Origin of the sequence: Pseudomonas chlororaphis subsp. aurantiaca (assembly GCF_013466605.1) — a bacterium.
GTDB classification, from domain to species: domain Bacteria; phylum Pseudomonadota; class Gammaproteobacteria; order Pseudomonadales; family Pseudomonadaceae; genus Aquipseudomonas; species Aquipseudomonas chlororaphis_I.
Window position 1 is genome coordinate 4,171,006 of the sequence record NZ_CP059162.1, and the last position, 20,886, is coordinate 4,191,891.

Below are 20,886 nucleotides of genomic sequence, written 5' to 3' on the forward strand. Positions count from 1 at the left end.
TTGCAAGACTCCCGGGACGCGCCGCGACAGCGGCGCCCAACCTCAAGGAGCCTCTCATGCCCACTCAATCCCTCCCCTCGCGTTTCCACGGCTGGCGGCTGTTCAGTCTGCTGGCCGCCGTCGTGCTGCTGATGACCGCGCTGATCCTGCAGCTCGAGCCGGACCTGGTCGAGGCCACCCGCAGCGCCATCCGCGCCACCGCGCGCTCGTCCTTCGTGCTGTTTCTGCTGGCCTTCACCGCCTCGGCATTCGCCGTGCTGCTACCCTCGCCGCTGGGCCAGGCACTGGTGCGCGAGCGCCGTTTCATCGGCCTGGCGTTCGCCTTCTCGCACCTGGTTCACGCGCTGCTGATCTACAGCTACGGGCAACTGAACCCGGAGTTCTGGCCCGGCCGCAGCACCCTGGGCAATCTGCCCGGGTCCGTGGGTTACCTGTTTATCCTGCTGCTGACCCTGACCTCGTTCAAAGGCCCGGCCTCGCTGCTCAGCCGTGTCGCCTGGAAACGCCTGCACACCACCGGCATGTGGGTGATCGCGACGATATTCGCCTACTCCAATTTCAAGCGCATTCCGCTGAGCGCCTGGTACCTGCTGCCCTTCGCCATCACCTGCTCGGCCATGACGATCAACCTGCTGGGCAAGCTGGCCCAGGCCAACAAACGCCGGCAACGCCAGGCCCTGAGCCCGCGCTGAATTCAACCGCCCTGTAGCCGCTGCCGCAGGCTGCGATCGACGCCGCAGGCAGCGCCGCTTTTGTAATACCCTCACTTTGCACAGGAGACCCACCCATGATCCTCACGCTTTCGTCCGCCCTCGACGGGCTGCAACGCCAGCTCAATCGCCTGTCCCCCTGGGTCGCGCTCCTCAGCCTGCGCCTGTTGCTGGCCTGGGAGTTCTTCGAATCGGGCCTGGAAAAATGGCAGGGTGAAAACTGGTTCCAGCAGATCCAGTCCGCCTTCCCGTTTCCCTTCGACCAGCTGCCGGCGCGCCTGAACTGGCAGCTGTCGATGTGGGCCGAGCTGCTGTGCGCCCTGGCGCTGCTGCTGGGCCTGGGCACCCGCTTCGCCGCGCTGGTGCTGATTGTGGTCACGCTGGTTGCCACCGCCGCCGTGCACTGGCCGGCGGACTGGTCGAGCCTGAGCGAGCTGGCCCAGGGTTACGCCATCAGCAACAAGGGCCACGGCAACTTCAAACTGCCGGTGATCTACCTGGCGGCGCTGCTGCCGTTGCTGTTCCAGGGCCCGGGCAAGCTCAGCCTGGATACATTGATCGGGCGCCTGCGCCACGGGCGCTGATGCCTCGAGGCAAAAAAAGCCGCAGCTTGAGCTGCGGCTTTGGTGTTTATGTGGGGTGGAAGTTCGATAACAGGCGCATCTCCCTGTAGCCGCTGGCGCAGCCTGCGATCGGCGGCGCAGCCGGGCGCAGGCTGCGCCAGCGGCTACACAGGGCCGATAACGCCTTGGTCGTGCAGCTGTCGCAACAGGCTCTGGCCATTGGCGAGAAAGGCCTCGAGGTCGTCGATACCCGCCTCCCGGGCCAGGCCTTGCAACTGGTCGCGACCGTGGAGTTGGGGAAAGGCCTCGATACGCTCCAGCAGGCGCCAGGCCAGCGGGCTGAGTTCGGAGAAGTGCACCCGGTAGTCGACATCGCGGCGGATCAGCAGCAAGGTCGGTGCAGCCCCGGGCTCGCTGGGACGCCGGGCCGGGCCCAGGCGCTGCACCGGCCAGGCGTAGGCCAGCGGCCAGGCCAGGGGCGACAGGCGCAAGGGCTGGGTCAGCAGCCGCTCCGGGTCACTGGCCGGCAGCGGTTCGGACTCGGCCTGTTGCAGGGCCATTTCGATCCACTCGTAATGGCTCAGCTCGAGCATAAAGGCCGGCCAGCTGGCGTCCTGCAAAGCGGCGGGCGCGGAAGCCATCCAGGCCACGAACTCGCCGGCGATCTCGCCGAACTTCGGCGTGGCGCAACGGTGCTCGCGCAGGAACACCCGCAGCAGCCGGCGCCAGTCCGCCTCGCCGAGTATCGAGCGCAACACCGGGAAGGTATTGCCGAGCAACGACAGCAGGTTGTCGAACACCAGCTCGCGGTAAATCTCCACCCGCGCGCGGTCCATCCCGGCGGGCGGCGCGCGGTGCTCGGGGTCGCGCAGGTAGGCGGTCAGGGCCTGTTGCTGAGTGTCGAGGGCAATCAGCGGCTTATCCATGGGCCAGCCTCCCCTGTGCCTGACAGGCATCGGCCTGCAACCGGCGGATGCTGTCCAGCTCGCCCAGCAGTTCGGCGAATGGCGGGAAGTTGAAGTCCCGCTCCAGCAGGGTCGGCTGCACGCCAAACAGCTGGTAGGCGCGCGCCAGCAAGTCCCAGATCGCCGCTTTGACCGGCGCGCCATGGGTGTCGATCTTCAGGCTGTCGGACTGGTCGTAGTGCCCGGCCACATGCATCGCCACCACCCGCTCCGGCGGCAGGCCGGCGAGAAAGGCCTGGGGCTCGAAGCCGTGGTTCACCGAGTTGACGTAGAGGTTGTTGACGTCCAGCAACAGCTCGCAATCGGCTTCGGCCAGCACCGCGTTGGTGAAGGCCAGCTCGTCCATGTCCTGGCGTGGCGCGGCGTAGTACGAGACGTTCTCCACCGCCAGGCGCCGGCCCAGCACATCCTGGGCCTGGCGGATGCGCGCCGCGACATGGCGCACCGCCTCTTCGGTGAACGGCAGCGGCAACAGGTCGTAGAGGTGCCCGTCGTCGCCGCAGTAGCTCAGGTGTTCGCTGTACAGCGGCACCTTAAAGCGCTCGAGGAACTGCCGCACTTCCCGCAGGAACCCCAGGTCCAGCGGCGCCGGGCCGCCGAGGGACAACGACAGCCCGTGGCAGCTCAACGGGTAACGTTCGGCCAGGGCGCGCAACGCAGCGCCATGGGCACCGCCGATGCCGATCCAGTTTTCCGGCGCCAGCTCCAGAAAATCAAAAGCGCCCGCAGGCGCCGTATTCAATGCGTCGAGCAAGGCTCGACGCAAGCCAAGCCCCACGGCTGCCGAAACGGGCGGCCGCGGGGCCTGGGCGGTTGATGGGATGTTGCAGGGTGGTATTGAGGGAGGCATGGTCCGTCTCCTGGTTGCCCCGGAAAAAAACGGGGGGCACCTGAGTGCCCCCCGCCACCGTCGATCAGGACTCGATCGCCGCACCGCATTTGCCTTCGCCACACTTGCCTTCGGCCGAACCGGCCTTGGCCGCCAGGTACTGCTTGGCTTCGCTCAGGCTGATGGCGCCATCGTGGTTGGCGTCGATCTTGTCGAACTCGGCGGCGCGCTCGGGGGCGGCGGCGATGAACTCCTCGCGGGACACCTTGCCGTCGTGGTTAGTGTCGGTCTTGGCGAACTTGTCTTCGCCGCACTTGCCTTCGGTGGAGGTCTTGACCCCGTCGGCCGCGGCCAGGGTATAGCCCTGGGACAGCTCGGTCATGCTCAGTGCCGAAGCGGCGGTGGACAGTCCCAGGCCGCCGACCAGTGCCAGGCCGAGCGCGACGTTGGAAACGTTGGAGAGTTTGAACATGCTGATACCCCTTCGATGGATTGATTAACGGGTCCCGCCACCGACACCGAGAAGCTCGGTGCTGGCGGGTGGACGTAGTTAATCCTCGGGGTGTATCCGGGTTGTGTGCGCAACCGGCGCCAGGATAAGCAGGTGTATCGGCACCGGGCCGATACACACTCCGATACAAGGCCGTCGGCCAGCCGGCCTGCTGAACGCGGGCTCAACTGGCCGGATTGCACTGCGGGATGTCCTGCAGCGAACGGTAGACCGGCAGGCCCAGGCGCTCGCCCATCGCGACCAGGGCATCGGCACTGGCGCAGGCGCCGCCGATGCGCAACAACGCGTCGCAACGCTGCAACTGCTGTTGCGCACGCTCCTGGAACCGGGCGCCTGGCTCGCCGGCAGCGCTCGAGTCCGCCGCCGCCAAGCCCAGCCACTGGCCGAACACGGGGCTGTGCCCGGCCTCGAACAGCCGCGCGGCACAGTCATCCAGGCTGGCGACCTGCCGCGCCAGCGCCGCTGGATCTTCTGCCCCCGAGTACCGGGGCGCGGCCACCAGGATCGTCAGGTGGCGCGACGGCATCAGGCGCAGCTCCAGGTATTGCAGGAGCATGATGGTCTTGCCGTCGACGATCTCGCCGCTGCGCACCATATCCAGCGCCTGCTGGTAACCCAGCTCCAGCACCTCGATGTCCTCGCCCTCTTCTTCCAGGCCGCCACCGTCGCCGATGCGGTCGTCGGGGGAATACTCGCCGATGAAAAAGTGGATGCGCTCGGTGACCGAGCCTGGGCTCATGAAGGCTTCATAGACCTTCTCCACCGCGCCGACGCGGTAGCCGGTTTCCTCCTCGGCTTCCAGGCGGATGCGTGCTTCCGGGCTGGCATTGTCCAGCAGGCCGGCGGCGGTCTCGATCAGGTAGCCGCTGTGATCGTTGACGTAGGTCGGCATGCGGAACTGGCGGATCAGCAGCACCGTGCGCCGCTCGCGGTTGTACAGCAGGATGGTCGCGCCATTGCCGCGGTCGTAGACCTCGCGGGTCTGCGCCTGCCAGCTGCCGTCGCGGCGTTGCAGGTCGAAGCTGTATTTCTTCAGCAGGTACCAGTTGTCGGAGAGCATCTCCTCGGCGGTGATGCGCACGGGTGCGGCTTGCATGGTCTTCCCCCTTGGCAATTGGGCGACATTCAACACGAGTGATGCGCCGGATGTCGATCCCGGCCCAAGCCGACCTTTGACAGGCGCCGGCCTGAATGTGCGAACGACCCGGGCAGAAACGACAACGCCCCTCAGGAGAGGGGCGTTGGCGATGACGCAGTAAGCTCGCTTACACCTGGATCAGGTTGGCGATCTTCACGTCCGGATCGACATCGGCTTCGTAGTCGACGCCGTCGATCTCGAAGCCGAACAGGCGCAGGAATTCCTGCTTGTAGCCGGCGAAGTCGGTCATCTGGTAGAGGTTTTCGCTGGTGACTTCATCCCACAGCTGCTTCACCCGGTCCTGGACGGCAGGTTCCAGTTCCTTGTAGTCGGCACGCAGGCGGCCTTCCTGGTCGATGATCGGGTTCGGGTTGTACAGGCTGTCCTTGTACAGACCGTAGACCTGCTCGATGCAACCTTCGTGACTGCCCTGCTCTTTCATGACCTTGAACAACAGCGACAGGTACAGCGGCATGATCGGGATCGCCGAGCTGGCCTGGGTCACCACGGCCTTGAGCACCGATACCCGCGCGTCGCCGCCCAGGTCCGACAGTTCCTTGCGGATGCCGATGACTTTCTGGTCCAGGTCCTTCTTGGCTTCGCCGATGGAACCGTTCCAGTAGATGTCGTGGGTCAGCTTCTCGCCCAGGTAGGTGAAGGCGGTGGTTTTCGCGCCTTCGGCCAGTACACCGGCTTCGTGCAGCGCGTCGATCCACATCTGCCAGTCTTCGCCGCCCATCACCGCTACGGTGCCATCGATTTCTTCCTGGGTGGCTGGCTGCAGGGTGGTTTCTTTAACGATTTCCTTGTCGGTGTCGACACCGCGCAGGGTCACCGATTTGCCCAGCGGCTTGAGGGTCGAGCTCAGGACTTCGCCGGTTTTCGGGTGGGTGCGACGCGGAGCGGCCAGGCTGTAGACCACCAGGTCGATCTTGCCCAGGTCGCGCTTGATGGTTTCGATGGTCTGGCGCTTCACTTCGTCGGAGAAGGCGTCGCCGTTGATGCTCTTGGCGTACAGGCCTTTTTCTTCGGCGAACTTGTGGAAGGCCGCGGTGTTGTACCAGCCGGCGGTGCCGAGCTTGCCGTCAACGCTGCCGCGCTCGAAGAACACACCCAGGGTGTTGGCGCCGCAACCGAAGGCGGCGGTGATACGTGCGGCCAGGCCGTAGCCGGTGGAAGCGCCGAGCACCAGTACGTTCTTTGGCCCAGCGTCGATGGTGCCTTGTTCGGTGACGTAGTCGATCTGTTGCTTGACGTTGGCTTCGCAACCGACCGGGTGGGTCGTCACACAGATAAAGCCGCGAACGCGGGGTTTGATGACCATACACAATCTCCCAATTTCAATATGCCAAGAGCCAATACGGGCTGCAGCAGCGTCACTTGTTCAAGTCGTAGACGCTCGGAACGTCCTCGCGTCACGCCTTGGGTTTTCAATGAGTGCAGATTTGCCCGCCAGCATAAGTTCATTCCGGGGTTTGGGCCAGAAAACGCTGAGATTGCTCCATGGCCTGTACGGCGTGGGAAAAGCTGCGGTCATTTGTTCAAACGGTGGGCATCGTAGGCATCCAGGGCCTGATAGGCGGTGTAGGTCGCCTGCGCCGCGACCAGGCCGGCGAGACCAAAGGTGGGCACCAGGCCGAACCGGCCAAAGCCCTGGGGAATGGGGATGGCCTTGGCGATGGCATCCGCCAGCACCTCCCCCGCCACCGTGGTCGGGGCCATGCCGTGACCGCCGAACCCCACGGCATGCCACACGCCGTTGTCGTCCCGGCCGATCTGCGCCATCTGCTGGCGGCCGTAGCTCATCAGCCCGCCCCAGGCATACTCGATCTCCACATCGGCCAGTTGCGGGTAGACCGTGACCAGGTCGGCTTTGAGCAAGCCGGCGATCGCCTGCGGGCCACGGTTGAGGATGGAAATGCGTCCGCCCCAGAGGATCCGGCTGTCCGCCAGCGGGCGGTAGTAGTCGAAGGCAAAGCGGGTGTCGTAAATGGCCGACTCGCAGTTGATCGAATCCTTCAGCGCCTCGCCCAGGGGCTCGGTCGCCACCACATAGGTGGCAATCGGCAGCGTCGCCCGCTCCACCGGGCGATACAGCCCGCGGGCATACCCACCCGCGGCGAACACCACCTGCTCGGCGAGCACCTCGCCGCCCGCGGTCTTGACCAGGTACTTGCCGCCCTGCCGCTCGATCGCCAGGGCCACGGAGTGTTCGTGGATATCGATGCCGTAGCCAGCGACAGCCGCGGCCACGCCATACACATACTTGAGCGGGTGGAAGTGAAAGGCGTTGCTCTCGAACAAGGCGCCAAAGTAGCGCTCGGTCTTGAGCTTTTCCCGCAACTCGCCCGGCGGCACGTACTGCCAGTCGACGCCATAGGCCTCCTTCATCAACTGCCGGGGTTTTTCCAGGCGCGCCGGGTCGTTGAACCAGTTGGCCAGCAGCACGCCCCTGTCGGTCAGGTCGCACTGGATGCCGTATTGCCGGACGCGCTGGCGAATCAGGTCGACCGCATCGATGGTCAGCCGGTAGAGCCGCCGCGCTTCCTCGCGGCCCAGGGTCTTGAGCAACTCGGCATTGCCCAGGCAGTAGCCGCCGAACACAAAACCGCCGTTGCGCCCCGAAGCGCCGTGCCCCACGGTGTGCGACTCGAGGACCACCACGTCGGTCACCCCGCGCTCGGCCAAACCCAGCGCCGTGCAAAGCCCGGCCAGCCCGCCGCCCAGAATGCACACCCGGGTCTCCACCCGGCCGTCGAGCGCCGGATAGGCGGTCCTCTGGACCGTGGCTTCGTAATAACTTTCGAGAAAATCCTGACTCATCACTTGGCTCCGACCTGGGTCATTCGCACAGGAAGCCCCACATCCTCATTCATCGCCGATTCCCCTGGCAGGTAACGTTCGGACTTGCTGCGAATCATTGAAAAACTCATGTCATCGAACCGGACGAACCTGGACCCACTGACGACTTTGTGCGCCAGCCAGATCACCAGGAACAGCACCAGGCCAATGTAGGTGGCGGTCAGCCCGGCCCAATCGATCGAGTCGCCGAGCAGGGCTTGATAGTTCTGCCCCAGGGTGACGAACAGGCACAGGACAAAGGCGAAAATCGGCCCGAACGGAAAGAACCGCGACACATAGGGCAGATTGCCCAGGTCGTTGCCCTGGCGCACATAGCCGCGGCGAAACCGGTAGTGGCTGACCGCAATGCCCAACCAGGCGATAAAACCGAGCATGCCCGAGGTGTTGAGCAGCCAGTTATAGATCTGCCCCGGGCTGAAAATGAAGGTCAGGAAGCACAGGGCCGCCACCGTGGCGGTGGCCAGCAGCGCCCATCGCGGGGTGCCGGATGCGCTCAAACGGGCGAAGATCGCCGGCGCCTTGCCTTCCAGGGCCAGGCTGTAGAGCATCCGCGAGGAGGCATACATGCCGGAGTTCCCGGCGGACAGCACCGACGTCAGGATCACCGCGTTCATCACCGCGGCCGCGCCGAGCATGTCGGCCCGCTCGAAGATCAGGGTAAAGGGGCTGACCCGGATATCGGACACCCCATTGCGCAATAGGCTGGGGTCATTGTAGGGAATCAACAGGCCGATGATCAGGATGGTCAGCACGTAGAACAGCAGGATCCGCCAGAAGATCTGCCGCACCGCGCGCGGCACGTTTTTCCCGGGGTCCCGGGTCTCACCGGCGGCGATACCGACGAACTCGGTGCCCTGGAACGAAAACCCCACGATCATCGCCACCCCGACCAGGGCCCCCAGGCCGCCGACAACGGGCGCATCGCCAATCAACCAGAGCCTGGGGCCGGCATTTTCGCCGCCGCTGAGAATGCCGAACAGCATCAGAATGCCCACCGTGATAAACAGCAGGATAGTGATGACTTTAATCAGGGCGAACCAATATTCGGACTCACCGAACAGGCGCACCGAAGCCATATTGAGCGCGGTGATGATCAATAGAAAACCCGCACTCCAGATATACCCCGGCACATCCGGAAACCAATAAGCCATGATGATCTGCGCAGCCACCAAGTCGACCGCAATGGTCACCGCCCAGGCATACCAGTAGTTCCAGCCCAGTGCGAAGCCGAAACTTTCATCGACATACTTGGAAGCATAAGTCGAGAACGAACCGGTGACCGGCATGCAGGACGCCAGTTCACCGAGGCTGGTCATCAGAAAGAACACCATGGCGCCGATGACCACAAAGGCCAGCAGCGCTCCACCCGGCCCAGACTGGGCAATGGTCGAGCCCGAGGCAACGAACAGCCCGGTGCCGATGCTGCCGCCAATGGCGATCATGCTCAGGTGCCGGGGCGTGAGGGTTCGTTTCAGTCCGCCGGTGGTTTTCTCGCTGTGAAAATCGCCGGTCATGTCGCACGCACCCGGCACTTTTGTGGAGTCTGTCATGGATCACCTTTTTATTATATTTAAGCCACCGATGAGTTGACTCACGCGGTATGGCAGTGTCCCTGGATTGTTTTCCTTCCCCACTAAAGCCCACAAAAATACCGCTGACAAATGATTTTCCAGCATCACATCAGTCGCTCAGGGAATACGCCTGCGGTTAAAAGTTTTAAAAAATCGACACACTAGCAAAGTGCTATCCGCCCACAGACCATAACTAAAACCCTGTCAGGATTAGTTGGTTTTCACGGAGAAAAATAGAAGTTTCCTACACGCTAATAACTTTAACTAAAGAAAATACTCTTCAAATAGCCAAGCGCGTTCCTGGCGCCGGGCAGGCCTTGATCTTTGACGAAGGTGCAGGCCCGAATCGCCTCGCCAGCTAACGGTGCCAACCAACAAACCACTGCCCGAACACCCGGGCCGGCATGGGCGAGGAAAACAGCTGGCCCTGCCCCACGTCATAGCCCCGCGCTTGAAGAATGTCGCGCTGCGCGGCGTGTTCGATGCCCTCGGCGGCCACCCGCAGGGACAGGCCCTTGCCGATGCCGATGACCGCCTCGCTCAAGGCGCGGCAAGTGGCGTCGTGCTCCAGCTCCTCGACGAAGCTCTGGTCCAGCTTCAGTTCGCTGATCGGCAAGCGCCGCAGATAGCCGAGGCTGGAATATCCCGCGCCAAAGTCATCGATGGCCAGGCGCACGCCCAGGGTGTGCAGGTCCTGAAGGGTCTGCTCGGTAGTCGGATTGCTGCACAGGAACACGCCCTCCGTGACCTCCACGCACAGGTCCGCCGGCTGCAGGCCGCAGCGCTGCAACTGACGGGCGATCAGCGCCGCCAGGTTGAAGTTATGGAAGTTGATCGGCGACAGGTTGACCGAGATGGACGGCACCCGGATTCCCGATCGGCGCCAGCGCGCCAGTTGCTCGCAGGCCTCGCATAGCACCCACTGGCTGAGGTAGTTGATCAACCCGCACTCCTCGGCCAGCGCGATGAATTGCGCGGGCGCGATAGTGCCCAGGCTCGGGTGCTCCCAGCGCGCCAGCGCCTCGACCCCGACCAGGCCGTTGCTGCGCAAGTCGATCTGCGGTTGATAGACCAGGTGCAGGCCGTCGCTGGTCAGGGCCTGGCGCAGCGCCGTCTCCAGTTGCAGGCGCTGCTGGACGGTCTGGTCCATCTCCTCGAGGAAGAACCTGAAACCGCCGCGCTCGGTACGCTTGGCCTGGTACATGGCGATATCGGCGCAATGCAGCAGGCTTTCCATATCCTGGCCGTCGCTGGGGTACAGGCTGACACCGACGCTGGCCGAAGGAACCATGGCGGTCCCGGCAATATCGGCCGGGGCGCCCAGGGTCAGCATCAGGCGCTCGATAAAGGCCGTGACCCGGGCAGCGTTCATCCGTGGCAGCACCAGCACGAACTCATCGCCCGACAGCCGCCCGACGATGTCCGACTCGCGCAGCACGCTGCGCAGCCGTTGCGCCATGACCTTAAGCAGCTCATCGCCCGAGGCATGCCCCAGGGCATCGTTGACCTGCTTGAAGCGGTCCAGGTCGACATACAGCACCGCCAGCTCACCCTGCTCCAGGGCGACCTCGGCGAGGCTGCGGTTGGCCTCGGCCAGCAGGGAACTGCGATTGGGCAAGCCGGTCAGGGCATCGGACAAGGCCATGCGCTGGATCGACTGACGCGCCTCCTCGCGCTCCAGGGCCAGCATGCACAGGTGGGTCCCGGTCATGATCAGATGGGCATGGGTGGTATCGGGCTTGCGGCTCTCCCGGAAATACAGGGCAAAGGTTGCGCAGACCCTGCCGCCGCTGTTGCGCACCGGCATCGACCAACAGGCCCGCACCCCGGCCTGCTGCGCCAGCCAGCGGTAATCGGCCCACAGCGGATCGGTGTCGATATCGGTGACCAGCGCCGGCTCGCCGCGAAAGGCCGCGGTGCCGCAGGAGCCGGCAGCGAGCCCGATCGGCAGCCCCTCCATGGCCCTGGCGTAATCGGCCGGCAGGCCGGGGCTGGCCAGGTGATGCAGCAGCCCCTGTTCGTCCACGCCGAGGATCGAGACGACGACCTCCGGCGCCAGGCGCTCGATTTCCTGGCACAGCAGGGTCAACACGCGCTCCAGGGGTTGCTCTTGCAACAGGGCGCCTATGACCTTGTCCTGCAGCACTTCGGGCAGCCTGGAACGGGTGATGTCGGTGAACACGATGACGATGTTGCCGATCCGCCCCCCGGCGTCGAACACCGGCGCCGAGCAGACATGCACCCACAGCCGCTGGCCGTTGCGCTTGCTGACCAGGCCGCAGGCTTCATGGGGCTGGCCACTGAGGATGCTCTCCAGTTGCAGCTCGTCGGCCTGGGCCGCCCCCGGGGTATCGGCGACGAAGAACATCTGCGGCGAGCGCTCCAGCAACTCCTCGCGGGAATACCCCAGCAAGCGCACCAGCCCGTCGTTGATGTAGATCAGCCGGCCGTCGGCGTCGACGATGCAGGTGGCCGAGCTGCTGGCGTTGACCGACATCGACAGCAGGCGCTGCTCGATATCCTTGAGCCGCGTCTGGGTCACGTCCTTGAAAAAGGCGGCATAGAGAATGCGCCCCTGCAGGGTGATTTTCGAGATCGCCATCGCGCCCCAGCGTTCTTCGCCATCCTTGCGTGTAATGCACACATCGCGGCTGGTGCCGATGATCTTGTTGACCCCGGTCTCGCCGTCGTTCCGCGAGCGGATGGGGATCGGCACCAGCGTGCCGACCTCGCTGCCCAACACCTCGCGCCGTTGACAGCCCCAGAAACGCTCGGCCGCCGCATTGAAGAACACCACCTGGTTGCGATCGTCGATGATCACCACGGCATCGTTGGCCTGTTCCAGGGTCTGCGCGAAAAAGTCCGCCGCCTCTTCTCCGGTCGTTGACCCGACGCTCATATCCATTGCCGCCACTGCATGCATGCCATCACGGTCATCGTCCCTGATCACGGTGAAGCGCCATCAAGAACCCTCGAACTGGAGGGGGCCGGTCCTCGAAGCAACACCCGATACGGCTCAGCGAGGCTGAGAAACACGCGTTTACCCGGGCGAGCAGGACATCAGGCCATAGGCGTGGACATGGATCTTTTAGGCCATCGACCTGAAATTAGAGAATAGCCGCGAAGTGACAGGGCCATGGAAAACCGTGCGAACTCCGCCCTGCCCCCCGGCCCTCGCCAAGGCCATGCAATCCGTAGTGTCCGCTTGTGGAGGGCACTTTAGTCAGCGGGTTGTCCGATGTGCCAGATTTTCAGGGCTTCACGAAAAGCCAGACCTGTTCGTGAGACCACTGGACAGCAGATGAACTGCAACTGATGGACGCCCGACGGTTGCCGCCAGAATGCAGAGAAGAGGGGCGGACGGCTTATAGGGTGATTTCGCCGAGCTATTTCAAGTTTTTTGCTGCTCGTATTTTGGGTATGGATGAAGCAGGGATTGTGGTCGGAACGTTTCCGGGATCGCTAAAAAGGATGTCGAACCACACAGAAAAACATCAGGCTATTTGCGCAAACCGTCAGAAATGAAAGCCCATGCCGGGCAGCTTTCAAGAGCGGATATTTCCAATATCAACTCCCGAAAACGCTGATCGTTTAGCAGCTTACAATGAGTACCCAAACCGTCAGTGTCCCCGCACAGCATAAGGACATCCCTTGCGAAGATTACTCCTCAGTAACAAAAAACTCCGAGGCATCCCCCGCCGTCTCCGTGCATTGGAGTACTGGGCCGCGGGCTTTAGCGGTGAGTTCTATCCTCACATTGATGAACGCCAGCGCTACACGCACTGGAAAATTCCAGTGCTCAATACCCTCGTTGAAGGTCCGCAGGCACGTATCGAATTGCAGGCGTTTTGCGTTCAGCAACTGCTCGAAGCAGCGAACCATCTTTCCCGCGCTGCGGATCGCAGCCAGGGCTACTACCGCGTCGCCTGCCTACTGGTATGGCCCTGGCTGCACCAAAGTGAAGTAACGGTGTTCTATGACCGTGAGTACTACCTGAGTTTTCTGGGGCAGCATAATTCGCTCGCTCCAATAAGCCTGAGCCACAAGCTTGCCCTGGATATACCCGAGTCATTCATCGAACATGGGCATGATGTAACCCAAAGCGATGATGAGGTTGAAGTTCAGTGGTGGTGTATTGGAGAGCGTGCCTGATCAACGCAGTTCAGGAACAGGCCCTGGGTTGATAGTTGATCACTAGGCTAATAGCCAAGCTCAAATTGCTGAAAGCCCATGCGCTTGATGTAAATCCAAAAGTCATCCCCTGGCTCATGCAGCTCCATGCAGACGCTGTGACTCATACACAGTTCGTCTTCATCGACCAGGGTTCGACCCCAATCAAAATCAGGGTTCTTGGAAATGGTATAGCCGGGGTAAGGTGAGTCGAGATCGAAGTGGATCGAGTACACATACAACGGAGACTCCCACTGCATATGAGTTTCATAAAGCCGCATCAATTCGGGCATCTGCGTTTTACAGTGCTGTTCGGCAAAATTTAGGGCTTGGGGCAAGTCAATCCACGCAGCGTTGACCACTCGTTGCGCTTCGATAAGCCTGCCATGGGGTAGCTCGTTATCGTGATGCTGGACGTAAATTAATCGGCTCCCAAACTGGAACTCGCATTGCCAGACACCCGAGGGAATACGCCAATGGCCGATCATGGATTCGTTCAGTAGATTGATGTTCATCGCGGTGCTACGTAGTTGGGGGTGCTCAGGTTACCGTCGAGTGCCTGTCTGAAAATACCTGTCCCTTAGAGCTGTCCGCCCAACATCCACAAGATCTGACCTGCAGAAATGGATCAAGAACTGCAACTTTTCTAAGAGCTGCTCTTGCCATAAGCAGCCACTCGAAGAAGCCGCCAAACGGGACTCACGGTGGATCTGGGATTACGAAACCTACCACAAGTTATCGATACCCGAAGCAGACTTCATCCTGAGTGAAAAAGATTAAGTCTCACGCCTTATTGAAAAGAGGTCCTACGCGGTGCTCTTGTAAACAATTGCAACTGATGCTCTCCGTGGGTTGAGCGATAGGTGGACCCTGATGGTACAAATCCAAGTTTGATCAAGACTCGATGCATAACAATATTTTCCAAGCGCGAAGTAGCTAGGACTCCATCCGCACTTACCAGTGAGATTGCAGCCTCCGCAAGAGAATGTGCGTAACCTTTACCTCTAGCAACTGGGGTAACAAACACCCAACCCAACTCATAGGGAAATGCGTCTTTTGCATGCGTAAATCCCGAGGCACGAGCCACCCTAGCGCGATACCTATCATTGGGGTTCTTTATTGCCGCCACCCCAACTAACTGCCCATCGACACGTAGAAAAGCCAGTTGTTCTGCATCCATCACCCGCTGGCTCAGCCCACCAGCTTCCACTTCACCTCCTTGCACAACCAAATCGACAAAGTCGCAGATTTCAGCAGTGGAACATTCACCGGGACTTTTCACTTCGATTCGACTCATGCCACTCCCCCCTTTAGCAATCATGATGAGCACCTCGAGTCGCCCACTCTTGAAACAATATGTGGCGGTTAAGCTGAGGAGGTTATCCAAGACTCATGCTTAGTCAAGGATAGAGACAACCCAGAACGTTTGAACCGATCATCCGTCGCACCTCAACAACATAGTCAGCAATATTTGGCACATAGTGATCTACTGTGATCTCGACGACCTCTTTGAGCGGTGCGCCATTCCTCTTGGCTGGGTAGTCAGGAATGCGCTGGAACGTATTTTCATCCCTAGCATGCGGCATTGGCCAGGTATTGCCTGAATTCATGTGGCATAGCCAAATACTGGCTGAGTAATCGCGAATAAAGCGCTCCGAGTCGACCGTCAGGACGTCATGCTCCAGAGCTCGATAGGCACGAGCATTTAGCAAGACATTCAGCCGTTTTTCCTCTGCCCAGAAAAAAACTTTCTGATTGATCTGGTGGTACCACTGTTCGGGGGTGATTGTAGTGGTCTAATGAAACCGGACACCCATTTAGGCGAGAATGCTCGCCAGATAGAGGTGTCTGATGACCAAGCAACGTCGTTCCTTTTCCGCTGAATTCAAACGCGAGGCTGCAGCTCTCGTGCTCGATCAAGGCTATAGCCATATCGAGGCCTGCCGCTCGCTCGGGGTGGTCGAGTCCGCGTTGCGTCGCTGGGTTAACCAACTCCAGCAGGAGCGCAGTGGTGTTACTCCGCAGACAAAAGCGCTGACGCCCGAGCAGCAGAAGATCCAGGAGTTGGAAGCCCGGATCGCTCGTCTTGAGCGGGAGAAATCCATTTTAAAAAAGGCTACCGCGCTCTTGATGTCGGAAGAGCACGAACGCACGCGCTGATTGATCAACTGAGCACCCAAGAGCCGGTTGATTGGCTTTGTGTCGTCTTTGATATCACTCGTTCGTGCTACTACGCCCACCGCCTCAGATGTCGAACTCCGGACGTTGAACGACTTCGGTTACGCAGTCGAGTCAATGAGTTGTTCACGCAAAGTCGGAGCGCCGCCGGCAGCCGCAGCATTGTGTCGATGATGCAGGAAGATGGCGAGCAAATCGGACGGTTCAAGGTGCGTGGTCTGATGCGGGAGCTGGCGTTAGTCAGCAAACAACCTGGATCACATGCTTACAAACAAGCGACGGTTGAGCGGCCGGATATTCCGAACATCTTGAATCGAGAGTTTGAAGTGCCGGCACCCAACCAAGTCTGGTGTGGCGATATCACCTACATCTGGGCCCAAGGGAAATGGCATTATCTGGCTGTCGTGCTGGATCTCTATGCGCGCCGAGTTGTGGGCTGGGCGCTGTCGAGCAAACCGGACGCGGACTTAGTGATCAAGGCTCTGGATATGGCTTACGAGCAGCGTGGCCGGCCTCAAGGACTGCTGTTTCACTCGGATCAGGGCTCGCAATACGGCAGTCGCCAGTTTCGCCAACGGCTCTGGCGTTACCGCATGCGCCAAAGCATGAGCCGTCGTGGAAACTGTTGGGATAATGCGCCGATGGAGCGTGTGTTTCGCAGTTTGAAAACTGAATGGATACCGACCGTGGGCTACATGACGGCTCAAGAGGCGCACCGAGACATCAGTCATTACCTGATGCATCGGTACAACTGGACTCGACCGCACCAGTTCAACGATGGGCTGGCCCCGGCTCAGGCCGAGAAAAAACTTAACGTCGTGTCCGGGATTAGTTGACCACTACATTCGAACCGTCGTTATCTCGTGCGAATCGGGTATTGATTAACGAGACGGGAGCTTGGGAAACCCGCTCTATTTCCTCTATGAACTGAATGGTGTCGGGATGTAGTTGCTCAAAGCGCCTTGCATTCCGGTTGGCTGCGATCAAGTAATCGGCAAACGTGAGGACGACATCAGTGGGAGCATTAAGAGCGCAAGCACGCCTAAACTGATCCCAATCAAACCAACCCACACGACGATTTCTTTTAGTCGTAGAAGTCTTTTCAGCTTTGTTGAGTATCTCTGCATCTAACCCTGCCTCCTGAGCGATATCAGCAAAGGTCGTCGGGTGTTTGAGTGGGCCTGAGGTCTCACCCGTGTCACCATCGGGATCACCAACCCGAATTGGCATGGGGCGGATCACCATGAGAATTTTTCTAACCCTGCTGGGCGAGATTCCTGCTTCTGCAAGACTGAACGAGCCCCATGAAAGACAGGACACTGTTTCCCCCTTACGATAAGGGATAGGCAAACGGTTATGTTTATGACTAACAGCAACGATAAGAGTGGGGAGCTTTTGGGCCAGGAGCGGCGGCGCCGCTGGAGCCCAGAGCAAAAGCTGGCCATGGTTCGCGAGAGCCTTGAGCCAGGACAAAGTGTGTCGGTCGTCGCTCGGCGCAACGGCATCAATGCCAATCAGCTGTTCTTGTGGCGCAAGCTGTATCAGGACGGCAGCCTGTCGGCGGTCAGTGCTGGCGAAGCCGTGGTGCCTGCCTCCGAGCTGAGCGATGCGCTCAAGCAGATCCGTGAACTGCAACGGATGCTGGGCAAGAAAACGATGGAAGCCGAAATCCTCAAAGAGGCCGTGGAGATCGCCCGGTCGCGAAAATGGATTGCGCACTCACCCTTGTTGCCGGGGGACGACCAGTGAAGCTGGTCAGCGAATGTCTCGGTGTGGCGCGCTCGCAATTAACGGTTCGAATCAAGCAATCGGTATCGCCCAAAGTACGGCGAAGTAGGCCTGTGGACGATGCTGCGCTGGTGGTCGAAATCCAGCAACAGGTCAGCGAGCTTCCCAGCTATGGCTACCGTCGTGTCTGGGGATTGCTGCGTCGCGCCCGTGAAACCCAGTCGCTGCCGGCGATCAACGTGAAACGAGTTTACCGGGTCATGCGTGATCACAACTTGCTGTTGGAACGTCGACTCAAACAGCCCGGCGTGCCGCGTCGGCACGAAGGCCGTATTGCGGTGAAAACCAGCGATACGCGTTGGTGCTCGGACGGCTTTGAGTTCCGCTGCGAGGACGGGGCCAAACTGAGCGTGACCTTCGCCCTGGACTGCTGTGATCGCGAGGCCATCGGCTGGGTCGCGAGCCCGACCGGGTACAGCGGCGATGATATCCGCGACTTGATGCTGGAAAGCGTGGAGAAGCGCTTTGGTGATCAACTGCCCGTCACGCCGGTGCAATGGCTAAGCGACAACGGCTCGGCGTACACCGCCGAACAGACACGCCTGTTTGCTCGACAGATCGGCTTGCAGCCGGTGACCACCCCGGTGCGCAGCCCGCAGAGCAACGGCATGGCCGAGAGCTTCGTGAAGACGATCAAGCGTGACTACGTGGCGCACATGCCCAAGCCGGATCGAGAAACGGCGTTGCGTAACTTGGCAATCGCCTTCGAGCATTACAACGAGCAGCATCCGCACAGCGCCTTGAATTACCGTTCACCAAGGGAGTTCAGGCGCTTGGCGCCAGCATCAATTTAACGGGGAGTTGGTGTCCGGTTTTGTAGGGGCAAGTCCAAAGACAGCCTGCGACATTCGTGTCTCTTGAGGTGACGTAGGGATAGATTCCATGAAACAGGCTGAGGCCACTTCCTTGAGTTCCTTCAAGGAGAATCGAATGACAGTTTCGATAAGCTTCTTCCAAACGGTCAGCTGTACAACCGTGATAGTTGCCCTCTGTTCCCACATAGGGTTCTAGCTCACAGACATCACGGGCTAGCCTGACTTTCCCGTTTCCCCGGTCAAGTATTCGCCTTGCAGTGGCGGCACCGCTGCCGCTGCCTGTAGAGGCTATTGTGCCAACAAGCCTCTGCTGCTCCGTCTCTATATCTTGGTCATCAATGATCGTCGCTTGAGGGTCTATAAAGAGACGATCAGCACTAATCTCGCAGTCAGCAATCTCTTTCAGGAGACCTCGGAGCTCGATGGTCATTCCCGGACCAAGAAGCAGTCTAGCGGTTACATCCCTAGCGCCTGAAGGTAGGTGGTGATACGTGTACTCACCCTTCACAGATGCCACTGTATGACCCGCATTGGGGCCTCCAACTCGCACTAGAACGTTGTATTCGCGAGCGAGGTACGAAACGACGTTTCCCTTACCCTCACTACCAAACTGCCCTCCGATAAGCACGTCAACACAACGAACTTCAGGGGACGTAAACAGATGTAGACGGGCTGCGACTCGCACCAGGGTATCGCGCGCATCTGAACGAGTTGTATAGATCCTTACGTCCGCATCGTTTTTCAGAGTCCTTATGTGCGTGTCATCAATCAAACGATTAATGGACTCGAAAGGCGGTGCATCCTTTCCTTCAGTACCCTGGTATCGCTCAACCAGTGTTTCTGTATTTGCCCATAGATGAACGTGCACAAGATTCTCGGCAAACGCGCGACGAAAGGCATACACCTGCTCTGGACTCGTTACGTAGTCCACAACTACCGGTTGATCTGGCGGTAGGCCTAGCAGCCTGGCCTGCAGAGCCTTCGTGACCCAATCCGAGTTAGTGAGTTCGTCCTGCTCTCGCTCACGAGCAGCCAACTCCTCACGCGTGAGCGACTCATCATCAGTTACCGCCAGGACATCTCGGGTCCTCAAGGCGTAGAAACCAAACTCTTTCTCGAGAAGCTTCGCTAGACCAGTTTTACCTGTACATGTCTTCCCACTGATAACGACAATCTGACGGTTTCCCATCTCATCGCTCCTGGCAGAACGCTGCTATGCGTTGTGTGATTTCTTCGATCGAGTAGTGCTCGGTGTCCACAATCAGGTCGGCGAGCCCAATAAGTGAGCGTGCTGCTTGTTCGTTTGGATGACAGACTGCGTCTTGGTAAGACGAGTCAACGTGAGGTTGAACCCGGGAATTGAAACGAACCTCAAGGGTGTGCTCGGAAACAGTGAGATGGACGTGCTTAACCAATCCAGGGAAACGAGACTTGAAATGCTCGACTTGACGATGCTTTCTGACGGCATCTAAAAGCCAGTGGGTAGTATCTGGTGTGCCACTGATCACGGGTACAACAACGCAATCTATGATCCAGCTGTAATCCGTATCTACATCCAGCTGGTCACCAAACTGTTGCAGATTCAGCCTTGTTGGCTGAAGGCCTTGAAGCTCAAGCTGTGAACGCAGATAGCCGCTACTGCTGATGCTGGTGTAACCATGCTTGGATTTAAGGTCTTGAGCTATGGTGCTTTTCCCCACACCTATTGCGCCACTCAGAAGCAATATCCTTTTCATCATCGTGACCTCTCTTCCTTGACGGCTGCAACAGCATCGAATCTAACAGTAGTACATTTTTTGCCACTACAATGACATCCCCGGCACAAACACATTAGATGACTGCTTTTGACCGAAAGCCATCGACCACGAAGTGCCGCTTTCGACAAATAGCTGTCGGTGGTGACAGGCAGAAATCGGCCCATTCTGTTGAAAAACTCGCCTTAGTTTCCACGAGCAAAAAGTACGCGCCTGAGATTGAGATATTGAATCGTCGCGGAGGCAATCCGACTCGAACTTCATGTAAAAGTGGACTAAGAAGATGCTTTCACCGATCAGCCTTCTTGAAACTTGAGAATATCGACTTTTTTCAACAGAGCCGGCTGATAGCTGCCAATTACTAAAGGTAGCTATCGGTAACCGCAACACCTAGGCCCGACAATGTGGGCGACGGAACCTCTTGTATGAGTTCGTTTCCAATCAGTCGTTGCAAGTACTCATAACCAAGCCGCCTTAGCGTGCGCCGAGCCATTAATACCTATATCAGATCATCAAGACCATATGACAAATTAAATAACTCATGGATGCTTACCCTAGAATATAACGGGTCAACTTTCGTGGAAAAAAACAACTTTTCGGGCGAGTCATAACCTTTTCTTACCCCGCTTGACAAGCACTCAACCACCAACCTTCCACTAGACTCATCTTCGTTATAGATATTCATTCGCATAACAATATTAGAGATCAATCCCATCACGAAGGAAAGACTCCTAGGTATCACACCGTTGATCAGCTCTCTTGCCCTTGGGCAAACTTTTGATGAAAGAGTTGAAGAGTGTGGATCCCCCCCCAGCAAAACCTCAATAGAGTCGACACTTTTTCCGGAGATCCATGCATGCAAGCCATCCCGGAGATTAGATATATTTTTCGAGGTTAAAGCGCTATCTTTGTTCAACCCAAGGGAACCCATGATTGCTCGCCGAGAGTCGGACAGGAGTTCAGCAGCTGCTCCGACATCATCCGTCAACCACTCAAGTGTCCAATCCAACCACTCACTTATTGTCTCGGGAA

General features: G+C 59.5%; 19 protein-coding genes. 5 read left to right on the top strand and 14 right to left on the bottom strand.

Features of this window, described 5'->3' with window-relative positions; all coding sequences use genetic code 11:
- Nucleotides 1–56 precede the first annotated feature (56 nt).
- Together H0I86_RS18770 and H0I86_RS18775 are read left to right on the top strand one after the other, a co-directional pair.
- On the top strand, nucleotides 57–692 hold the full coding sequence (locus tag H0I86_RS18770; RefSeq protein ID WP_180921653.1) for a hypothetical protein: 636 nt from the start codon (nucleotides 57–59) through the stop codon (nucleotides 690–692).
- Nucleotides 693–787: 95 nt separating this feature from the next.
- A complete protein-coding gene (locus H0I86_RS18775; RefSeq protein ID WP_180921654.1) occupies nucleotides 788–1,294 on the top strand; it encodes an HvfX family Cu-binding RiPP maturation protein in 507 nt (168 codons plus the stop codon).
- A gap of 143 nt (nucleotides 1,295–1,437) precedes the next feature.
- Here H0I86_RS18775 and H0I86_RS18780 read toward each other — a convergent pair whose 3' ends face one another.
- The 8 genes from H0I86_RS18780 to H0I86_RS18815 form a co-directional block, all read right to left on the bottom strand.
- Nucleotides 1,438–2,199, bottom strand: a complete 762-nt coding sequence (locus tag H0I86_RS18780; protein WP_180921655.1) for an HvfC family RiPP maturation protein — start codon at nucleotides 2,197–2,199, stop codon at nucleotides 1,438–1,440.
- Complete coding sequence (locus H0I86_RS18785) at nucleotides 2,192–3,088, bottom strand: HvfB family MNIO-type RiPP peptide maturase (RefSeq protein ID WP_258019341.1); 897 nt, start codon at nucleotides 3,086–3,088, stop codon at nucleotides 2,192–2,194. Before H0I86_RS18785 ends, H0I86_RS18780 begins: the two co-directional genes overlap by 8 nt.
- 64 nt (nucleotides 3,089–3,152) lie before the next feature.
- Nucleotides 3,153–3,539, bottom strand: a complete 387-nt coding sequence (locus tag H0I86_RS18790) for an EF-hand domain-containing protein (RefSeq protein ID WP_009048660.1) — start codon at nucleotides 3,537–3,539, stop codon at nucleotides 3,153–3,155.
- Between the two features lie 202 nt (nucleotides 3,540–3,741).
- Nucleotides 3,742–4,674, bottom strand: coding sequence for a GDP-mannose pyrophosphatase NudK (gene nudK / locus H0I86_RS18795; protein WP_180921656.1), 933 nt, complete (start codon nucleotides 4,672–4,674; stop codon nucleotides 3,742–3,744).
- A 169-nt stretch (nucleotides 4,675–4,843) separates the two neighbouring features.
- On the bottom strand, nucleotides 4,844–6,040 hold the full coding sequence (fabV, locus tag H0I86_RS18800) for an enoyl-ACP reductase FabV (RefSeq protein WP_016704607.1): 1,197 nt from the start codon (nucleotides 6,038–6,040) through the stop codon (nucleotides 4,844–4,846).
- Nucleotides 6,041–6,249: 209 nt separating this feature from the next.
- Nucleotides 6,250–7,539: an NAD(P)/FAD-dependent oxidoreductase gene (locus tag H0I86_RS18805; protein ID WP_180921657.1), complete on the bottom strand. Its 1,290-nt coding sequence runs from the start codon at nucleotides 7,537–7,539 to the stop codon at nucleotides 6,250–6,252.
- On the bottom strand, nucleotides 7,539–9,092 hold the full coding sequence (locus tag H0I86_RS18810) for an amino acid permease (protein WP_180925872.1): 1,554 nt from the start codon (nucleotides 9,090–9,092) through the stop codon (nucleotides 7,539–7,541). Before H0I86_RS18810 ends, H0I86_RS18805 begins: the two co-directional genes overlap by 1 nt.
- A 415-nt stretch (nucleotides 9,093–9,507) precedes the next feature.
- Nucleotides 9,508–12,099, bottom strand: a complete 2,592-nt coding sequence (locus tag H0I86_RS18815; protein WP_258019342.1) for an EAL domain-containing protein — start codon at nucleotides 12,097–12,099, stop codon at nucleotides 9,508–9,510.
- Between the two features lie 701 nt (nucleotides 12,100–12,800).
- On the opposite strand from H0I86_RS18815, the gene H0I86_RS18820 reads away from it, so the two are divergent.
- Nucleotides 12,801–13,301, top strand: coding sequence for a DUF3916 domain-containing protein (locus H0I86_RS18820; RefSeq protein ID WP_028682184.1), 501 nt, complete (start codon nucleotides 12,801–12,803; stop codon nucleotides 13,299–13,301).
- A gap of 47 nt (nucleotides 13,302–13,348) precedes the next feature.
- On the opposite strand, the gene H0I86_RS18825 is transcribed toward H0I86_RS18820, so the two are convergent.
- The 3 genes from H0I86_RS18825 to H0I86_RS32505 all read right to left on the bottom strand — a co-directional run bounded on the left by H0I86_RS18825 (nucleotide 13,349) and on the right by H0I86_RS32505 (nucleotide 15,106).
- Nucleotides 13,349–13,834, bottom strand: a complete 486-nt coding sequence (locus H0I86_RS18825; RefSeq protein WP_180921658.1) for a hypothetical protein — start codon at nucleotides 13,832–13,834, stop codon at nucleotides 13,349–13,351.
- A gap of 275 nt (nucleotides 13,835–14,109) precedes the next feature.
- Complete coding sequence (locus H0I86_RS18830; RefSeq protein WP_180921659.1) at nucleotides 14,110–14,616, bottom strand: GNAT family N-acetyltransferase; 507 nt, start codon at nucleotides 14,614–14,616, stop codon at nucleotides 14,110–14,112.
- 103 nt (nucleotides 14,617–14,719) lie between these two features.
- Nucleotides 14,720–15,106: a DUF7002 family protein gene (locus tag H0I86_RS32505; RefSeq protein WP_373369432.1), complete on the bottom strand. Its 387-nt coding sequence runs from the start codon at nucleotides 15,104–15,106 to the stop codon at nucleotides 14,720–14,722.
- Nucleotides 15,107–15,170: 64 nt separating this feature from the next.
- Here H0I86_RS32505 and H0I86_RS18840 point away from each other — a divergent pair.
- Nucleotides 15,171–16,333 (top strand): IS3 family transposase gene (locus H0I86_RS18840; RefSeq protein ID WP_180921255.1). Its coding sequence is split into 2 segments (ribosomal slippage): nucleotides 15,171–15,426 and nucleotides 15,426–16,333, totalling 1,164 coding nucleotides; the frame shifts between segments, so codons are not numbered across the junction.
- Here the strand turns inward: H0I86_RS18840 and H0I86_RS18845 are convergent.
- On the bottom strand, nucleotides 16,326–16,970 hold the full coding sequence (locus H0I86_RS18845) for an adenylosuccinate synthetase (protein WP_258019343.1): 645 nt from the start codon (nucleotides 16,968–16,970) through the stop codon (nucleotides 16,326–16,328). The genes H0I86_RS18840 and H0I86_RS18845 overlap by 8 nt on opposite strands.
- On the opposite strand from H0I86_RS18845, the gene H0I86_RS18850 reads away from it, so the two are divergent.
- Nucleotides 16,860–18,079, top strand: a protein-coding gene (locus H0I86_RS18850) for an IS3 family transposase (RefSeq protein WP_373369362.1) whose coding sequence is annotated in 2 segments (ribosomal slippage) — nucleotides 16,860–17,205 and nucleotides 17,205–18,079 — 1,221 coding nt in all. Because the reading frame shifts where the segments join, the coding sequence is not laid out codon by codon here. The two genes, H0I86_RS18845 and H0I86_RS18850, sit on opposite strands and share 111 nt — an antisense overlap.
- Here H0I86_RS18850 and H0I86_RS18855 read toward each other — a convergent pair.
- Nucleotides 18,051–19,289, bottom strand: a complete 1,239-nt coding sequence (locus H0I86_RS18855; protein ID WP_180921661.1) for an adenylosuccinate synthetase — start codon at nucleotides 19,287–19,289, stop codon at nucleotides 18,051–18,053. The genes H0I86_RS18850 and H0I86_RS18855 overlap by 29 nt on opposite strands.
- Nucleotide 19,290: 1 nt before the next feature.
- A complete protein-coding gene (locus H0I86_RS18860; protein WP_219637295.1) occupies nucleotides 19,291–19,839 on the bottom strand; it encodes an AAA family ATPase in 549 nt (182 codons plus the stop codon).
- Nucleotides 19,840–20,886 lie beyond the last annotated feature (1,047 nt).